The organism is Hymenobacter rigui, from assembly GCF_003944715.1.
GTDB lineage: Bacteria > Bacteroidota > Bacteroidia > Cytophagales > Hymenobacteraceae > Hymenobacter > Hymenobacter rigui.
On sequence record NZ_RWIT01000001.1, the window covers coordinates 329,764 to 348,323 of the forward strand.

At 60.7% G+C, this 18,560-nt stretch carries 13 protein-coding genes; 3 read left to right on the forward strand and 10 right to left on the reverse strand.

The annotated features are described in order from the left end of the window. Positions 1–24 precede the first annotated feature (24 nt). From sixA to EI291_RS01415, 6 genes are all read right to left on the reverse strand, one after another. Positions 25–516: a phosphohistidine phosphatase SixA gene (gene sixA, locus EI291_RS01390; protein WP_125417475.1), complete on the reverse strand. Its 492-nt coding sequence runs from the start codon at positions 514–516 to the stop codon at positions 25–27. Between the two features lie 165 nt (positions 517–681). Continuing rightward, complete coding sequence (locus EI291_RS01395) at positions 682–2,388, reverse strand: GEVED domain-containing protein (RefSeq protein WP_125417476.1); 1,707 nt, start codon at positions 2,386–2,388, stop codon at positions 682–684. 244 nt (positions 2,389–2,632) lie between these two features. Further along, complete coding sequence (locus tag EI291_RS23385; RefSeq protein ID WP_125417477.1) at positions 2,633–3,916, reverse strand: M43 family zinc metalloprotease; 1,284 nt, start codon at positions 3,914–3,916, stop codon at positions 2,633–2,635. Between the two features lie 191 nt (positions 3,917–4,107). Beyond that, positions 4,108–5,448, reverse strand: a complete 1,341-nt coding sequence (hflX, locus tag EI291_RS01405) for a GTPase HflX (RefSeq protein ID WP_125417478.1) — start codon at positions 5,446–5,448, stop codon at positions 4,108–4,110. Positions 5,449–5,708: 260 nt separating this feature from the next. Further along, positions 5,709–8,456: a M16 family metallopeptidase gene (locus tag EI291_RS01410; RefSeq protein ID WP_125417479.1), complete on the reverse strand. Its 2,748-nt coding sequence runs from the start codon at positions 8,454–8,456 to the stop codon at positions 5,709–5,711. 168 nt (positions 8,457–8,624) lie between these two features. After that, on the reverse strand, positions 8,625–9,404 hold the full coding sequence (locus EI291_RS01415) for a c-type cytochrome (protein WP_125417480.1): 780 nt from the start codon (positions 9,402–9,404) through the stop codon (positions 8,625–8,627). Between the two features lie 163 nt (positions 9,405–9,567). On the opposite strand from EI291_RS01415, the gene EI291_RS01420 reads away from it, so the two are divergent. Continuing rightward, complete coding sequence (locus EI291_RS01420) at positions 9,568–10,698, forward strand: glycosyltransferase family 4 protein (protein ID WP_125417481.1); 1,131 nt, start codon at positions 9,568–9,570, stop codon at positions 10,696–10,698. Positions 10,699–10,749: 51 nt separating this feature from the next. After that, the gene (gene rfbC, locus EI291_RS01425; RefSeq protein WP_125417482.1) at positions 10,750–11,292 is read left to right on the forward strand and encodes a dTDP-4-dehydrorhamnose 3,5-epimerase; all 543 of its coding nucleotides are present in this window, start codon (positions 10,750–10,752) and stop codon (positions 11,290–11,292) included. Positions 11,293–11,391: 99 nt separating this feature from the next. Here rfbC and EI291_RS01430 read toward each other — a convergent pair whose 3' ends face one another. Beyond that, the gene (locus EI291_RS01430) at positions 11,392–12,693 is read right to left on the reverse strand and encodes a UDP-N-acetylmuramoyl-tripeptide--D-alanyl-D-alanine ligase (RefSeq protein WP_125417483.1); all 1,302 of its coding nucleotides are present in this window, start codon (positions 12,691–12,693) and stop codon (positions 11,392–11,394) included. 64 nt (positions 12,694–12,757) lie between these two features. Between EI291_RS01430 and EI291_RS01435 the strand changes: the two genes are divergently transcribed. Next, on the forward strand, positions 12,758–15,058 hold the full coding sequence (locus tag EI291_RS01435; RefSeq protein ID WP_125417484.1) for a T9SS type A sorting domain-containing protein: 2,301 nt from the start codon (positions 12,758–12,760) through the stop codon (positions 15,056–15,058). 152 nt (positions 15,059–15,210) lie between these two features. Here the strand turns inward: EI291_RS01435 and EI291_RS01440 are convergent, their stop codons facing one another. The 3 genes from EI291_RS01440 to EI291_RS01450 form a co-directional block, all read right to left on the reverse strand. Further along, positions 15,211–16,005, reverse strand: coding sequence for an amidohydrolase (locus EI291_RS01440; protein WP_125417485.1), 795 nt, complete (start codon positions 16,003–16,005; stop codon positions 15,211–15,213). 311 nt (positions 16,006–16,316) lie between these two features. Then, positions 16,317–17,477: a methionine aminotransferase gene (locus EI291_RS01445; RefSeq protein WP_125417486.1), complete on the reverse strand. Its 1,161-nt coding sequence runs from the start codon at positions 17,475–17,477 to the stop codon at positions 16,317–16,319. Between the two features lie 91 nt (positions 17,478–17,568). Further along, entirely contained in the window at positions 17,569–18,228 is a 660-nt protein-coding gene (locus EI291_RS01450) for a hypothetical protein (RefSeq protein ID WP_125417487.1), read from the reverse strand. Positions 18,229–18,560 lie beyond the last annotated feature (332 nt).

The following is an 18,560-nucleotide window of genomic DNA, read 5'->3' on the forward strand; positions in this document are numbered from 1 at the left end:
CTCCTGGCTCCTAGCTCCTACTCCTTACTGGTTTTTCGGTTTGTCGAAGAAGTAGTATTCGGCGTTGGCCCGGTCAACCTGCGCCCAACTGGCGGTGTTGAATTTCAGACACACGATGCTGGCGGTGGGCATTTCGGGAATTTCGCTGGGGGAGAGTAGGTTGGCAAACTCCGTGAGGGTGTTGTTATGGCCCACCAGTAGTACCGACTTGGCCGCATCGGGCAGCTGCTTCACTACGGTCAGCAAATCGGGCACGGAGGCTTCGTAAATGTTCTCCACCACCTCAATCTTGTCAGCCGGGTACTCCAGCTCGTGGGCGACCAGCGCGGCGGTGCTCATGGCGCGCACGGCGGGGGAGCATACCAGCAGATCCAGCTGTATGTCGCGCTTTTTCAGGGCCTGGCCCATCAGCGGAGCATCGTCGCGGCCCCGGTCGTTGAGGGGGCGCTGCTTGTCGCTCAAGTCATCGAAGCTCCAGCTGGATTTGGCGTGGCGCATTAAGTAGAGGGTCTTCATAGGAGTTGGGAGCGGAACGGTAGGCAGGCCTCTTTACTGCGACTTTGCAAAAAGGTTATGCTCCGCCGGCGGGTTGTGGCAGCGGAGCCGGCGCAAAAAAAGACCTGCCCCGAAGGAGCAGGTCTTTTATCTGAAAAACAGCCTGAAACAGGGCGTTTTTCCTGGTTATTCTTTCACGAAGCGCTGGTGCGTTACCTGCTGCCCATCGGCAATGCGCAGGGTATACACGCCTTTGGCCAGGTTGCCTACGTTCAGCAGGTTGCCGTCGAAGGATACCTGCTTCATCTGCGCGCCGCGCACATCGTACACCGTTACCTGCACGGCTTTGTTGTCGATGGCCGAGGGAACCTCAATGTTCAGCACGTCGGTAGCGGGGTTGGGGTAGATGCGGTAGCCGGCCGACTCAGCCGTAGCCACGCCCTGACGAGCCACGCCGCCTGAAATGGTGATGCTGTAGTCCTCGGTTTCGCCGTAGCTGTAGCTGCCGCAGCTGGTAGTAGCCGAAGCGTCGCTCATCACGATGCGCATGCGGGTTTTACCGCTCTTGGCCGTAGTAGGTACCGTGAAGGTGCTGGTGAGGGTGCTGGCCGAAGCGCTGCTGCGGCTGGCTACCAACTCACCCGAGTCGATGAAGTCACCGTCCTGGTTGTAGTCGATATACACTTTCCAGTACTCGGTGTAGGCCGTAGAGGCGTAGCCAGCCGAGTAGCTGATGGTCTGCGACGAACCGGCCGTTACCGTGGTGCCCAGGGCCGTGCCGTCGTAGTAGCCGGCGTTGGCACCCGAGGTGCGGCTGATGGAGCCGAGCTGCACCAAATCAATCCACTCATACGATACGCTAGTGCCTTTGCTGGCGCAATACGTGGGCGTAGTAGGCGTGGTACCGCCGCCGGGAGCCGTGCCGCCGTTGGAGGTAGTGAGGCCTACGCGGGCACCACCGGCTGCAAACAGCGCGTTCATGCGAGCCGACTGGCCGTTGGAGAACATATACATGCAGGCATCGTCCACGTAGTCCATGTAGTTCATGAACATGTCGCCGTTGCTGCCGTTGGAGCAGGTCACGTGCGGGAAAGAGGGGCAGCCGTAGTTGCTGGTCTGCTGGGTGGGCGTGTCCGATACTAGGTCGTTGCCGCAATTGGCATCGCCCCAGATGTGGCGCAGGTTCAGCCAGTGGCCCACTTCGTGCGTGGCCGTGCGGCCCAAATTGAACGGAGCTGACGACGAGCCGCCCCGTCCGAAGGCTGAACTCAGAATAACTACGCCATCGGTGCTGGCGGCACCGCCGGGAAACTGCGCGTAACCCAATACACCGCCCGACAGGTTGCACACCCACAGGTTCAGATATTTGGTGGCATCCCAGGCGTTGAGGCCGCCGGTGGCGGTGCTTTTCATCTTGTCATCGGTACCCCAGCTGGTGGTAGTTACCGATTTCCGCTCGATACCGGTGGTGGAGGCCCCGGCCGGGGTCTGCTTGGCCAGTACGAACTGGATGCCCACGTTGGCAGCCAGGCCGGCAAAGGCCGAGGGCGTTTTGCTGGCGTCGGCGTTCAGCTTGTTGAAGTCCTCGTTCAGCACAGCAATCTGCGACTGAATTTGGGCATCCGAAATGTTCTGAGCAGTCGTGTTGTACAGCACGTGCACTACCACCGGAATGGTTACTACGGCTGAGGTGCGCTGGGCTACGGGGTTAGCAATGAAATTCTGGGTCTGGCCTTCAATGGCTGCCAGGCGCTGGGCCATGGCCGGGTCGGCGGCGAGCTGTTGGGCTAAGTTTTCCATGGTGGAACACTGCCGTACTTTCTGGGCTTCCGCCGTGAGCGAAGCCCCCAGACCCAGGCAAGCCAGTGCCAAGGAGTAAATAGTTTTTTTCATACGTGTTGTGTAGAAGGTTGTGGTAAGAGGGTGAAAAGGAACGGGTTGAAAACAGGTGTGTTGGTTGTGAGAAAAGGGAACGAATGGGCAAATTATTGAAAATATTCAAATAAATAACACATACATTGATTGATATGATAAAATATTGGTTGAAAAAGGCTGTTGGTTATAGAAGGTCGTAAAACCAAAAACAGTCCGCCCGGCCTGACAGCTGTCAGGCCGGGCGGACTGTTTTTGGTTTTGGTTACTGCTTCTGGAAGCGCTGGTGCTGCACGTTCACGCCATCCGTGAGCACTACCTGGTAGTAGCCGGCGGGCAGGTTGGTTACGTCCAGGGTGCCATTGTCGGAGGTGCGGGCCTGCTTCATCTCGAAGCCGCGCAGATCATACACTTTAGCAGTCCAGTTGCTGGCGGGCGTATCCATGGCCGTGCGGATACTGATCTGGTCAGTAGCCGGGTTGGGGTACAGCTTCATCGACTCCATGGTAGTGGCGGTAGCCACCAGCGGAGCCGTAGCGCCGTTGGAGGTGAGCAGAGAAGCACGGGCGCCGCCAGTAGCAAACAGCGCGTTCATGCGGCTGGACTGACCCGTGGTGAACATGTACATGCAGGCGTCATCGGTGTAGTCCATGTAGTTCATGAACATGTCGCCGTTGCTGCCGTTGGAGCAGGTCACGTGTGGGAACGAAGGGCAGCCGTAGTTGCTGGTCTGCTGGGTGGGCGTGTCCGATACTAGGTCGTTGCCGCAATTGGCATCGCCCCAGATGTGGCGCAGGTTCAGCCAGTGGCCCACTTCGTGCGTGGCCGTGCGGCCTTTATCGTAGGGTACGGATGAGCCGCCGGGCAGCGAGGAATACAGAATTACCACACCATCGGTGCTGGCCGTGCCGCCGGGGAACTGCGCGTAGCCCAGCAGGCCCTGGCCCAGATTGCACACCCAGATGTTGAGGTACTTGCTGGTATCCCAGGCATCGTCGCCGCCACGCTTGGAGTTTTTCACGGCGTCATTAGTGCTCCAAGAGCTCACTTTCGTGGATTTGTGGATGATGCCCGTAGTGGCGGCGCCGGTGGGAGTCCGCTTAGCCAGAACAAACTGGATGTTGGTATTGGCTGCCAGTCCGGAGAAGGCGGCCGGTACCTTGTTGATATCGGCGTTCAGCTTAGCGTAATCCTGGTTCAGCACGTTAATCTGAGACTGCACCTGGGCATCGGATACGTTCTGGGCGGAGGTGTTGTACAGCACGTGCACTACCACTGGAATGCTAACGGTAGCAGCGGTGCGCTGGGCCACGCCGTTGGCCAGGAAGCGGTTGGTCTGGGCTTCAATGCTGGCCATGCGGGTAGCCATGGCCGGGTCGGCGGCCAGCTGGGCGTTCAGCACATCCATGGTAGCGCAGGGGCGGCCCTTCGTAACCTCAGGCTGCTGACCCAGGGTGGGGAGTGCCGCCCGCAGGCTGGTTTGTGCCGAAGCAGATACGGATGCAAAGCAGGCCAGGCCTAACGACAGGGAGTAGAGGGTTTTCTTCATGTGTAAACGGAACGGGTGGTTGTGAAATATTAAAGTGTGCAGTGAATATACGATTTGATTGAAAATTTTTCAAACAAATGCCTGTTGCATTACGGAATGTTTGGAGAAATGTTAATAGAGTTGAAAAATAAGTCACAAAAAAACCCGGCTATTTAACCGGGTTCCTTGTTGCTCAGGCAAATACTGTTTTACTACTCTGCTGAATAGCCGGTATCGGAGGCGGGCGTGTACCAGCTGTTCGGGGACAGGGCCGCTACGTGGCGCACCAGCAGAGCCCGTAGCTCATCGATGTTCTCCCGGTCTTTGGCCGAAATGAAAATTACTGGGTCGTGGAGCTTGGCCATGTAGGTGGCTTTGAGCTGTTCCAGGGAGGGGCGGGGTGCCGGGGCATCCTCATCTTCATCCTCATTCATCTCATCGAAGCCGCCGTGGTGCTCCGTTTCGGCTTCGGGGTTGTACTGGTCGATTTTGTTGAACACCAGCAACATGGGCTTGTCGGCGGCCTGAATGTCCTTCAGGGTATCATTCACCACGGCAATGTGCTCCTCAAACGAGGGGTGGGAAATATCCACTACGTGCACCAGCAAATCAGCCTCCCGGATTTCATCCAGCGTGCTTTTGAAGCTCTCGATGAGGCGGGTGGGCAGTTTGCGGATAAACCCTACGGTGTCGGACAGCAGGAACGGCACGGTGTCGAGTACCACTTTGCGCACGGTGGAATCGACGGTGGCGAAGAGCTTGTTTTCGGCAAACACATCGGCCCGACTCAGCAGGTTCATGATGGTGCTTTTGCCCACGTTGGTGTAGCCCACCAGCGCCACGCGCACCATGCCGGTGCGGGATTTGCGCTGGGTCTGGCTTTGCTTGTCCAGGTCCTTGAGACGCTCTTTCAGGAAGCTGATCCGGTCCCGCACAACGCGACGGTCCGTTTCAATTTCGGTTTCACCCGGGCCCCGCTGGGCCACGCCGCCGCCGCGCTGCTTGTCCAGGTGAGTCCAGAGGCCGGTGAGGCGGGGCAGCAGGTACTGGTACTGGGCCAGCTCCACCTGCGTTTGGGCCGTGGCCGATTTGGCCCGGCTGGCGAAGATGTCGATGATGAGCAGGCTGCGGTCCACAATCTTGACTTTCAGCTCGGCTTCCAGATTGCGCAGCTGGGAGGGCGAGAGGTCGTCGTCGAAGATGACCATGCTGGCCTTACTGTGCTGCACGTAGGCCTTGATTTCCTCCAGCTTGCCCTCGCCCACAAACGTGCGGATGTCGGGCTTGTCGAGGCGCTGCACAAAGCGTTGGGTAACGGTAGCGCCAGCAGTTTCGGCCAGAAACGCCAGCTCATCCAGGTATTCTTGGGTGCGGGCGTTGGCCTGGCGCTTATCGGGCACAGCCACCAGCACGGCGGTTTCGGCTTCCTGCTGGGTTTCGTAAGTGGCGTCTTTGTTGCCCTTGGCCAGGATGCGGCCGGCGCGGCCTTTTACCGTGTCAACGGTGCCGGGATGGCGGGTGCTGTTCTGGCGGGGTTTAGATTCTTTGGCCATAGTCGGGAAGGTCGGGAGGGAAAACGAAAGCCCACCAAGCGGCAGGCTTCCGATAACGTAGTACGGCAAAGGTAGGAGTTGGGTGGTTAGGTGGTTGGATAGTTAGATGGTTGGGGGGGGAGGTTCTGTCATCCTGAGCTTGCGAAGGACCTTATCCTGCCTGAAAGGAACTGTTATAACGTAATAAGGTCCTTCGCAAGCTCAGGATGACAGGGCCTATCAACCACTACCTGCCCACTAACCACCCAACCACCTAACGATTATTTCGCCTTCACCGAGCGGGCGAAGTCACCGGCTTTCACCTGCACGAGTCGGTCATAGGAGAAGTATTTTTGAATGGCGGCGTTTACCTGCGCGGGCGTGAGGGCAGCCAGCTGCTTTTCCAATTCGGCGTTGTACTGGAAGGTGCGGGCCTCTGGCCGGCCTAAGTACTGAGCCCACGTGCTGGCCAGGTACCGGTCCTGGGCGCGCTGCACCTGGTAGTTCTGTAGCGCCGCCGATTTGGCCGCTTTCAGCTCCTCGGCCGTTACGCCATCCTTAATAAAGCGCTCCAGCTCCTCGCGGTACGCCTGCTCCAGGCGGGCCGAGTTGTCGGGGTTGTAGATGGCGTAGGAGAAGTAGCCGCCCATGGGGTCGTTGTCGTCGGCGTACACCTGGGAGCCCACGCCGTAGCTCACGCCCTCCTTCTGGCGGATGCGGGTGGCCAGGCGGGAGTTCAGGAACCCGTCGCCCAGGATGTAGTTACCCAGGAACAGCGCGGCGTAGTCGGGGCTGTCGTCGCGCAGGGGCATTTTGAGCATGGTCACGTACAGGGCGTTGGCCTTGTCGTTGGTCTGGATGCTTTCCTGGCGGGCCTTGGTTTCAAAGGCCATCAGGGGTACGCGGGTGTAAGGCGAGGCAGCTTTCCAGGAGGCCAGCTGCTTGCCCACGCGCTGCTGCACGGCCTTTTCCTCGAAGGTGCCCACCACGGCCAGGGTAGCGTTCTGGGCCCCGTAGAAGGTTTTGTAGAACTGGCGCACGTCTTCCACCGTCAGCTTTTTGAGCTGGGCAATTTCGTCGTCGTAGCTCAGCGTTTCGAAGATGTGGCCGGCGGGGTATGGGTTGGCCAAGCGTTCGGCCAAGTTGAAGGCCAGGGCCTGGGGCTCCTGCTTCTGGGCTTCCAGCTGGGCCAGGCGCTCCTGCTTCAGCTTCTCAAACTCAGCCGCCGGGAACGTGGGGTTGCGCAGGCAGTCGAAGGCCACATCCAGCACGGCCGGCAGGTGCTCCTTATCGGTCTGGATGCCCATGGTCGTCATCTGCCCGCCCCCATAGAAATATACCTGGGCCTTGGCCTTGTCAAAGGCGTCCTTGATCTGGGCGTAGCTGCGGGTTTTGGTGCCGCGCTCCAGCATGGAGGCCGTCAGGCTGGCCACCACGGCTTTGTTCTGGAGGGTCTGCTGGGTACCGTAGCACAGCTTCAGCTCGGCATTCACGGCGTTGGCGCGGTTCTGCTTGCTGAGGTAGGCGTATTTGAGGCCGTTTTTCTCCTGGCCGCGCTTGGTACGGGCATCAATGTTGGCCGGCGCTACATCAAAGGCTTCACCGGTAGCCACGGCGGCTTCGCCCTTGTAGTCCTTCACCAGCGCCAGCACGTCTGGTGTGGCCGGAATGGGGCTGCGACTGGGCGTGTTGTCGGGCTGGAACAGGCCCACGGTGCGGTTGCTGGGCTTGAAGTAGGCAGTAGCCACACGCTGCACATCGGCGGGCGTCACGCGGCGCAGGGCGTCGCGGTAGAGGTACACCAGCCGCCAGTCGCCGCTGGCAATGTACTCGCTCAGGCTCAGGCCCAGGTTTTCGCTGTTCTGGAACATCAGCTCCACGTTTTTCAGCAGCTTGGTGCGGGCCCGTTCAACTTCCTCGGCCGTGGGTGGCGTTTTGGTTACCTCATCCAAAGTGGTGAGCAGGGTAGTGCGGGCCGAGTCGAGGGAGCGGTTCTGGCGCACATCGGCGTAGAAGTAGGCAAAGCCCGCATCGTGCAGGCCGGGCGTGAAGCCCCAGGCAGAGGCCGCTTTCTTCGACTCAACCAGGGCCTTGTAGATACGGCCCGAGGGCTCGTTGGTGAGGGTTTCCACCAGCACATCGGTGGCGGGAAAATCGGGGTGGGCGGCGGCGGGCACGTGGTAGGCCACAGCCAGGCCCTGGGTGTCGCCGGGGCGGCGCAGCGTCACGCTCCGCTCCCCGTCCTGGGTGGGCTCCACGGTGTAGGTAGGCTGCAATTGGCGCGTGGGCTTCGGAATGCCGCCGAAGTACTGCTTGATGAGACCCAGCGTTTTGGCAGGGTCAATTTTGCCGGCCACCAGCAGCACGGCGTTATCGGGCTGGTAATATTTTTGGTAGAAGGCCTTGAGGTTGTCAATGGGCACGCGCTCAATGTCCTCCTTCGAGCCGATGGTGCTCTTGCCGTAGTTGTGCCAGAGGTAGGCCGTGCTCAGTACCCGGTCCATGAGCACGCGCTGGGGCGAGTTTTCCCCGCTCTCAAACTCGTTGCGTACCACGCTGAACTCGGTGTCGAGGTCCTTTTTGGCAATGAAGGAGTTCACCATGCGGTCGGCCTCCAGGTCGAGGGCCCACTTCAGGTTATCGTCGGTGGCCGAGAAGGTTTCGAAGTAGTTGGTGCGGTCGTACCAGGTGGTGCCATTGGGCGAGGCGCCGTGCTCGGTGAGTTCCTGCGGGATGTTGGTGTGTTTGGTGGAGCCTTTGAACACCATGTGCTCAAGCAGGTGCGCGATGCCGCTTTCCCCGTAGCCCTCGTGCCGGGAGCCCACCAGGTAGGTGATGTTCACGGTAGCCGTGGGCTTCGACTGATCGGGGAACAGCAGGACCCGCAGGCCGTTGGCGAGGCGGTACTCCGTGATGCCTTCCACGGAGGTGGTTTGGGTGATGCCCGCGGGCAGTGCCGTGGTCTGGGCTCGGGCACTCGTGGCCAGCAGCCCCGCCGCAAGCGGAGCCAGGAGAAAAGATATTTTCATACGTAAAGTGGGAATAAGCTAAAAAGTGGTCAACGGTGAAGATACAGAATAGCGTATAAGCGTTGCAGAATATTCAATGAAACATCTTATAAGAAACACTAAAAGCCGGCAGCACGGCATTTACACGCAGTGCCGCCGGCTTTTGGCAGGCCGAGTGAGCGGGCTGATTTACTGCAGCGTGAGAGAATACGCCACTACTTGCTGAATCTGCTCGTCGGTAAGCTTGCCCTGGAAGGCAGGCATCTTTTTGCTGATGCTGCCATGGGTAACCTGGTAAATGCGGCCGGTTTCGTTAAGGTTGCTCTGGGTCAGGTCGCGGGCCCCGTTGAGGCCCAGCTTGCCATCGGTACCGTGGCAGACGGCGCAATTCCGGGTGTAAAGCACCTTACCAGCGGCCAGCGCGGGTGTGGCTTCAGAAGTAGCTCCTGAGGCCGCTATTTCCGCCGTTTGAGCCGAGTCGATGCCGGCTAAGCTAGCCGCAGAAATAGCCGTGGAATCAACCGGGGCCGCAGCATCGGGTGTGGCGTCGGCCTCGGCCCGGCCGGGGGTGGGGGCCGCCGGGCCCTGGGTGGCGGCAGTAGATGGCCGCAGGGTAAGTGAGCCGGTTTCCGCTAATCCGTACACGTACAGAAAGCCCGCAAATGACAACGCCACGCCAATTTTTGACTGGCGGCGCATGGCAGCAATGGCTCCCGGCAACAATACCAGCACCAGGGCCAGCTTGGTCCACAGCCAGGCGGGCGTAGGAGCCGGATACTGCCACAGCATCACCCCACCGCTCAGCAGAATCAGAAGGCCTAATACAGAGTCGGCTACGCGGGTGCGGGCCCGCAGGCTGCGCAGCAGCTCCAGGCGGCCGGTGAGCAGCAACCCGGCTTTCAGGGCGTAAAACAGCAGGAATGCCAGCACTACCAGCAGGTGCAGGCGCAGCAGCAACGGACTCGGCATGAGGATAGGAGCAAAAGAAGAAAAAGCACGAAACGTAGCCGCGAAGATAGAACCGTGGCCGGCATCCGGCCGAAAACCGGGCTGCTACGTACAGGGCCGCCGGGAGGCCCGTATCTTTGCGGGCCCATCCGGGTTTGTTTTCTCCCCTTTGCCTTTGCCCCGCATGCGCGTTGCCATCGTTATCAATACCAGCTGGAACATCTGGAATTTTCGTCGGAGCCTGGTGAAGGCCCTGCAGGCGGCCGGCCACGAGGTGCTGGCCATTGCCCCGCCCGACGCCTACTCCGAGCGGCTGGAAACCGAGTTGGGCTGCCGCTTCGTGCCTATTCTGATGGAAAACAAGGGCACCAACCCGGTGAAGGATGCCGCCCTCACCCGCCGGTTCTACAAAATCTACCGCCGGGAGCGGCCCGATGTGGTGCTGCAGTACACCATCAAGCCCAACATCTACGGCACCATTGCGGCCCGCATGGCCGGCATTCCCAGCGTCAATAACGTGTCGGGCCTGGGCACGGTGTTCATCGTGAAAAACCTGGTGAGCAAGGTGGCCCTGGGGCTGTACCGCTTCGCTTTTCGCTTCCCCAAGCGGGTGTTTTTCCAGAACGACGACGACCGGCAGCTGTTCCTGCAAAACGGCTTGGTTGACCCGCGCATTACCGATTTGCTGCCCGGTTCCGGCGTCGATACCCACCGCTTCCGCCCCGACCCCGCCTACCAGCGCCAAGAGCCATTCGTGTTTCTGATGATTGCGCGGGTGCTGTACGAGAAAGGCGTAGAGGAATACTTTGAGGCCGCCCGCCTAGTGCGCGAAGCCGTGCCCGGTACCCGCGTGCAGCTGCTGGGCGGCGTTGATGAAAGCGGGGGCGTAGGCGTGAAGCGGGCCGTATTTGAGGAGTGGCTCAAGGCGGGTAACATCGAGTATCTGGGTACCTCCGACGACGTAGCCGCCCAGATCCGGCAGGCCGACTGCGTGGTGCTGCCCTCGTACCGGGAAGGCACGCCCAAAACTCTGCTCGAAGCTGCTGCCATGGGCAAACCCATTGTGACCACCAACGTGCCCGGCTGCCGCGAAACCGTGGTGGACGGCCAGAACGGCCTGCTCTGCGAAGTGCGCAGTGCCGAAGATCTGGCTGCCAAAATGCTGCAGGTGTTGCGCCTATCGGCGGCGGAGCTGCAGCAGATGGGCCGCGCTGGCCGCCGCTTGGCCGAAACCAAGTTCGATGAGCGACTAGTGCTGGATAAGTACCTGCGCATTGTGCAGGAAGTAGCCGCTCCGCTTTCCGGCCGCGGCTAAATCTGCCTACCTTGTGGCACGGTTGCCGCTCAGCCTCCCAATTTCAGCTACATGGAGTTTACCTATTTTGATATTCCGGGCGTGGTAGAAATTCAGCCCCGCGTGTTTGGTGATGCCCGTGGGGCCTTTTTTGAATCGTTCAGCGCCCAGAAGATGGAAGCCGCCGGTATTGTGGGCGACTGGGTGCAGGACAACCAGTCGCGCTCCGATCGGGGCGTGGTGCGGGGGCTGCACTTTCAGAAGCCGCCCTATGCCCAGGCCAAGCTGGTGCGCGTAGCCGCTGGCCGCGCCCTCGACGTCATCGTGGACATCCGCCGCGACTCGCCCACTTACGGCCAGCACGTGTCGGTGGTACTGGATGCGGAGCGGTTCAACATGCTATACGTGCCGGTGGGCTTCGCGCATGGCTTTACGGCTTTGGAAGATGGTACTCTCTTCCTCTACAAGTGCACCAACTACTACGCGCCTCAGTCGGAAGGCGGGCTGCTCTGGAATGACCCGGCGCTGAACATTCAGTGGGGCGTAGAAAACCCCACCATCTCCGCCAAAGACCAGATTCTGCCCACGCTGGCTGAGCTGGATAGCCCGTTTTAATAGGTGATTCAGTGAGTTAGTGAAATGGTGAGTTTGATGTTCTACCATTAGGTCCGGCAGAACATCAAACTCACCATTTCACTAACTCGCTGAATCACCTCACACCAGCTCCAGCAGCGTTTCCAGGCCCATACCCCGGGAGCCTTTGATGAGTATCTGCCGACCCCGTAATGGGTTGGCCTGCAGCCAGGCGGCGGCCGCGGGCTTGGTCGGGAAGTACAGGAAAGCGGGGCTGGCCGCTGCGGCGTGCTGCATGTCAGCTCCTACCAATACTACGGTACCCAACGGCAGACTCTGCACCAGCTGGCCCAGGTTGCGGTGTTCAGCGGTGCTTTCCTCGCCCAGTTCAAACATGTCGCCCAGGATAACCACCTTGTGCTCGGGGCTGCCGGGGCGGGTGGCGAAACTCTGCACGGCGGCGGCCATGCTGCTGGGGTTGGCATTATAGGCATCCAGCAGTACCTCGTTGTGAGTGGTGCGTACCAGTTGGGAGCGGTTATTAGTGGGGGCGTAATCGGCCAGGGCTTCGCTAATAGCATCGGTGGGTACCTCAAAATAAGCGCCCACGGCGGCAGCGGCGGCCAAGTTCGGGAAGTTGTAGCCCCCCGTAATATGCGCTTCCACGGTGGTGCCATTAAACAGGCGTACCACTACCTGCGGCGTGGTGCCAACCAGCTCGGCGGGGTAGGTATCGGTGGGGTCGGGGTAGGTAACCTGGTGGGCAATACCGGCGGCCATGCCGGGCAAGCGGGTATCCAGGGTATTTACGAAGGCCGTGCCATCTACCCGCTCCAGAAACCGGAACAGCTCGCCTTTGCCTTTCACAATACCTTCCACGCCGCCAAAGCCTTCCAGGTGGGCCTTGCCGATGTTGGTAATGAGGCCATGCGTAGGCTCGGCAATGCGGCACAATAGCTCAATTTCGCCTTGGTGGTTGGCCCCCATTTCCACAATGGCCAACTCATGCTCGCCGGGCCGGATGCTGAGCAGCGTGAGCGGCACGCCGATGTGATTGTTGAGGTTGCCCTTGGTGTACTGCACCCGGTAGCGGCGGCTGAGTACGGCATGCACCAGCTCCTTGGTGGTGGTTTTGCCGTTGGAGCCGGTAATGGCCAGTACGGGCATAATCAGCTGCCGACGATGATGGTGGGCCAGCTCCTGCAGCGCGGCCAGTGGGTCGGGGGCGTAGGTATAATGGTCGGGGTCGGAAGCGGCCAGCGCTTCGTCATCTACCACGGCGTAACGGGCCCCGGCGGCCAGGGCCTGGGGCGCGAAGTCACGGCCCCGGAAGCTGGGACCATTCAGGGCAAAGAATAAGGTGCCATCCTGAGGCTGGCGCGAGTCGGTGCTGACGGCCGAGGATTCCCGAAACCGGGCATAAAGCGCCGCAATATCTGCCATAGGGTTTTGTGTGTAACTTGGAAGCGAGAGGAACTGAAAGCGTGCCACGAACGTCGCCTGATTGATGCGTCAATTACTACTACGAGCAATACTGACTGCACTGGCCGGCAGCGGTTGTTACGCGGCCCATGCGCAGGGCGGAGCACCCTTTGGCTTTGAGTTTAAGGCCGTGGCAAAAGTAGTGCAAGGTACCGATACCCTGCGCAATGCCTGGGCCGGTGGGCTGAATTCGCCGCAGTTTTCCAACATTGACCTCAACGCCGACCAGCAGCCCGACCTATTTGTGTTTGACAGGGCCACTAACCGGGTATTTCCCTTCCTGAACGTGGCTACGGCAGCGGGCCGGGCCTGGCAGTTTGCCCCCGATTATGCCGCCCTGTTCCCTCAGGACCTTACCGGCTGGGTGCTGCTGCGCGACTACGACTGTGACGGCCGCCCCGACCTGTTTACGGCCGATGCCTCGGGCAGCAACATCCGGGTATTCCGGCAGGTGCCCGACGCCCAGGGTCGGCCCGGCTTCCGGCTCATCACCGCCCAGCTCACCTACTTCGACCCTGGCCCTTTCGGGGGGGACATTAATATTGCCACTGGGGGCTACAATATGCCGGCCGTGGAAGATGTGGACGGTGATGGCCGCCTGGACGTGCTGACCTACGACTTCTCCGCCAGTTCACCCGCCATCTATTATTACCGCAATACCACCGCCACCGGGTGCGGCGGCCTGGAATTTCGCGAGGCCTCCAGCTACTGGGGCGGCATTTCGGCCTGCCTGACCGGCTGCAATCAGTTTGCTTTTGCGCCCAACCTGTGCCCGCCCTTCCGCACCCTCAAGCCCAACCACACCGGCGGCTACAACGTGGGGCTGTTTGACCTGGACGGGGATGGGGACAAGGACCTGCTGACGGGCCGCGACAACTGCCCGGAGCTCACAGCTATCCGTAACAACGGCACGGCCCAGACCGCCAGCTTCACGGCGGCCAGCGTCAACAGCGTGGCCCCTTTTACCGCCTCGGCGCTGGTACCCAACTTCCCGGCCGCCTTTCCCGTGGATGTAACGTTCGATGGGCGCCCCGACGTAGTGCTGGCCCCGGCCCTGTACGACAATACTGATACCGTCGAGACGCGGCAGTCGGTGGTGCTGTACCGCAACACGGGCACTGGCGCGGCCCCTAGCCTGGTGCGGGAGCAGTCCGATTTCCTGCAGCGGGATATGGTGGACGTGAGTGAGCTGGCTGCCCCCACCTTCGGGGATATTGATGGCGACGGATTGGTGGATATGCTGGTAGGAGGGGTGAGCCGCAATAACACGGCCCACTTCTACCGGGCCGGCCTGAGCTACTACCGCAACGTAGGCACCCGCACCGCGCCGGTCTTCAAGCTCATCACCTCCGATTATCTGGGCTTGATGAGTCAGAAGCTGGCCTTTATTAAGCCGGTGCTAGTGGATCTGAACCGGGACGGGGCGCTGGATATGGTGTATTCGGCTTATAGGAAAGGCACCAGTGATAACCCCATTGCCTTCGTGCTGAATACAGCGGCGGCCGGCCGGCCGGTGGCCTTAAACCTTAGCTCAGTGAGCTACTTTGCCAACATGCCCCAGCGGGTATTCGATATGCCCTGCTTCGCGGATATCGACGGCGACGGGCGCGTGGACATGCTGCTGGGCTCCAATTCCAACTCCATCGACTACCCGGGCCAGGCACTGCGCTACTACCGCAATACCGGCGCGGCTGATCTGAGCCAGGCCTTCGTGGTGCAGGACAACGATTTTGGCCGCATCCGGACCAGCAGCGGCAGCCGTCCCAGTTCCCTGAGCCCCGTGGTGGCTGATTTCGACGGGGACGGCCGCCCCGACCTGCTCACGGCCGATGCTGCCGGCGACATCCGGTTTTTCCCGGACATCCGTACGCAGAGCGGCGCTTTCCTGGCCCGCACCGATATTTTCTATAACAACCTGACTGCCCAATATCAAGTCGGCCAGTGGGGCTGGGCCAATAGATTCCGCTACGCCCCCGCCGCCGCCGATGTGAATGGCGACGGAGCGCCGGAGTTGTTTCTGGGCCTGGAAGGTGGGGGCATCAACAGCTTCAGCACCCGCAACCGGCTGGTAACGGCCAGTCACCCGGCCCAGGCTGCGCTGCCCCTGCAACTGTATCCCAATCCTGCCACCTTCACGGCCACGCTGGAAGCAGCCCAGCCCGTGCACGTGACGGTGCTCGACCTGGCCGGCCGGGTGGTGCGCCCGGCTACAGCCGCCGCCCGTACCCATCAGCTGTCCGTAGCTGGCCTGCCAGCCGGCATCTACCTGGTGCGCATCCAGGCCCTCACCGGCGAAACCAGCGTGCGGCGGCTGGAAGTGAAATAGAGAAGTATTGAGCAAAGGGTGGGCATAAAAACGTCATGCTGAGCGAAGCCGAAGCATCTCTACCGGGGATAATCAGAAAATTAGCCAGAGGTAGAGATGCTTCGGCTTCGCTCAGCATGACGCTCGTTTTATCCATTCAGCTATTCAGCCATTCAGCACTCCACTGTACTCCGCAGCTCGAAGGCGTCGCCATCCTCCAGGGCGGTAAACCGCTCCCGGAAGGCAGTCAGCTCAGCGTGGCGCAGGGTGCGGGTAATACTGGTTTCCTGATTGCCCACTTCCACCAGGTACTCGCCGCGCATATCCAGCAGGGCCGAGTCGCCGGTGTAGGGCAGGCTGTTGCCATCAATGCCCACGCAGTTCACGCCCATGGTATAGGCCAGGTTTTCGATGGCGCGGGCCCGTAGCAGCGTTATCCAGGCCGTGCGCCGGGCCGAGGGCCAGTTGGCCACGTACAGCAGCAGGTCGTAGGGCTGATCCATAGGGTTGCGGCTCCACACCGGGAAGCGCAAATCGTAACAGATCAAAGGGCAGATGCGCCAACCGCGCCACTCCTCAATGAGGCGATCCGTGCCGGCCGTGTACACGTTCTGCTCGCCGGCCAGCGTAAACAGGTGCCGCTTGTTGTAGTAACTCACCGAGCCATCGGGGCGCACCCACAGCAGCCGGTTGTAGTAGCGGCCATCCTCCTCAATAATAATACTGCCGGTCACCACTGCGTCGCGGGATTCGGCCACTAGGCGCATCCATTCCAGCGTGGGGCCATCCATGGGCTCGGCCAGAGCGGCAGCGTCCATGCTGAAGCCGGTAGTAAACATTTCCGGCAGCACAATCAGGTCTGTGGCAATAGAAATGCCATCAATGTGGCGGCTCATTTCCTGATGGTTTGCAGCAGGATCGTGCCAATGCAGAGAGGCCTGCACGAAAGAAACAGTTAGATCAGACACGGCAGCAGGTGTTAAGCAGACAGATTAGCTGTGAAGTTTACAAAAAAAGATACTATATGACAAGGAAATATTTATATGATGGTAGCTTATGCGTGCCGCCCGTCATTCCTAGTATGTGGCGCATAAAGCCAGTGTGCGCAGCCACAGTCGATGAGTATAGTGTGCTACTGTTGTGGTGCTATCTAACGAAGCGGTACGGATGCCTCGACTGTACGCGAGATTCCTCCGCAAGCTCGGAATGACGTTCTAGTGGAAGAGCATTTTGGTGTTTGAGTTTTCTTCCAAGGAATTGCAGTCATTTCCACACCCGTTCAACCCAGTCTCGCCAGCCGCTCAGCGGCGGCGCGCAGGGTGCTTTCCTGCTTGGCAAAGCAGAACCGTACCAGGTGGTGATCCTGGCGGTTGTGGTAGAAGGCCGACAGCGGCACCACGGCCACGCCGGTTTCGCGGGTGAGCCGCCGGGCGAAATCCTCATCGGAAACGCTGGGAGCCAGCACACTGAAATCAGCTACCTGAAAGTAGCCGCCCTGCACCGGCAGCAGCCGCAGTGCCGTGGGAGCTAGCAGCTCCCGAAACAGGTCGCGCTTCTGCTGGTAGAAGGCGGGCAGCTCGTCGTACAGCTCAGTGAGAGGCAGCACGTCGGCCAGGGCGTGCTGGGTGGGCGTGCTCACGCTGAAGGTTACAAACTGGTGCACCCGCCGCAGCTCGGCGCTCAGGGCCGCCGGGGCTACGCAGTAGCCCACCTTCCAGCCGGTGGCATGGTAGGTTTTGCCAAACGACGACAGCACAAACGCCCGTTCCCGCAGCTCGGGGTGGCCGACTACGCTGCTGTGCCGGGCCTCGTCAAACACCATGTGCTCGTACACCTCGTCGCTGAGCAGCAGGGTATCGGTGTTGCGGAGCAGGGCCGCCAGCGTATCAAGGTCCTCGGGCGTGAGGACGGCCCCGGTGGGGTTGTGGGGCGAGTTAATCATCAGGAGCCGGGTGCGGGGCGTGAGGGCGGCGGCTACCTGGTCCCAGTCGGGCCGGAAATCGGGCAGCTGCAGCGGTACGTACACCGGCACCCCGCCCTGCAGGCGCACGGCGGGGCCGTACAAATCGTAGGCGGGCTCCAGAATCAGCACTTCATCACCGGGGCGCACCACGGCGGCCAGCACGGCGTACAGGGCTTCGGTGGCCCCGCTGGTGATGGTAATATCGGTGGCGGGGTCGGGGAGGTGACCGTAGAGGCGGGCGGTTTTAGCGGCAATGGCGTCGCGCAGACGGGGCAGGCCGGGCATGGGCGCGTATTGCTGATGACCGGGCGTGAGCACCTGCCGGGCCAGAGCCTCCAGCAGCGGGCGGGGCGGGTCGTAATCGGGGAAGCCCTGCGCCAGGTTGATGGCCCCGGTTTCCTGGGCCAGCTGGGTCATCACCGAGAAGATACTGGTGCCCACATCGGGCAGCTTGGAAAGCAGAGCAGGCTGGGACATAAGAACAGATGTGAAAGCGGCCCCAACAGAAAGCGGGGCGCTGAAATATACTCAGCGCCCCGCCTCAGACAATTCAATACGGAAATTACTCTTACCCCTTGCGCTGATAAGGGAACCGCTTGGCGGCGTTGCGCATGAGGGCGTTGGTGAGGTTCTGGGCATTATCGGTGAGGCCCCCGCCGCCCTGTAGCTGGCAGTCGTACTTCCAGAGCAGGCGGCCGGCCTGCTGGTCGTGCAGACTCAGGGAGGCCGTCACCTCATCGGAAATGGCATAGAAGGGCGTGAAGACGTTGATGGCCACGGCCGCCGCCAGGGGCAGCGGCTTATTGAGCATCAACTGGCCGGTTACCACGGCATCCACGCCCAGTAGCTTGGCCAGCTCTTCGCGGGGTTTCAGCTGCATATCCTCGTAGCTGAGGCCGGCCTGCTGGAGCAGGGCGTTGGTGCGGGCCACATCCTGAAACTCCACGGTGTAGCCGCCTTTCTTATCGGCGCGGTGCAGTAGCCAGCTGAACACATTGTTCTGCACGGCCAGGCCGGTCTGGTATTCCTGCTCGGCCAGCTCGCGCTGCGAGGGCCGGGGGCCGCGGCCCAGCAGTTGCGGCGCGGGCCGGATGTGGACGTTGAAGGGCAGGATGGCTACCGTGTGGTGGCGGGGCTGCACCTGCTGGCGGAAGTCGCGGGCGGTATATACGCGGGGTGCGCAGGCGGCCAGGCACAGGAGCAGCAGGAAGGGGAGAAGCTTTTTCATGGCAACAGAAGCTGAGAAATAACCGGATAGGATGTGCCCGTCGCGCCGGTAGCACAGGGGCGGGCAATGGGTCAGCTTCTGGCCAGAAGTAGGATGAACAGATAGTTACAAACCCGGTGCCAGTTTCCCTCAAAAAGTTCCAAAGAGGAGAAAAATTTGTGCTGGAACGTGACTGAGTTGGTAGCGGATATGCACAGAAAAGCCCATCAGGTAGTTTCTGACGGGCTTTTTGAGTGCGTATCCGCTACCAGAACGTCCTGCTGCGCGCAGCAGGACGGCTCTATTTCAAAGGGGCTGAGGTTGGTGCCAACGTCAGCACGCGAGATGCTTCG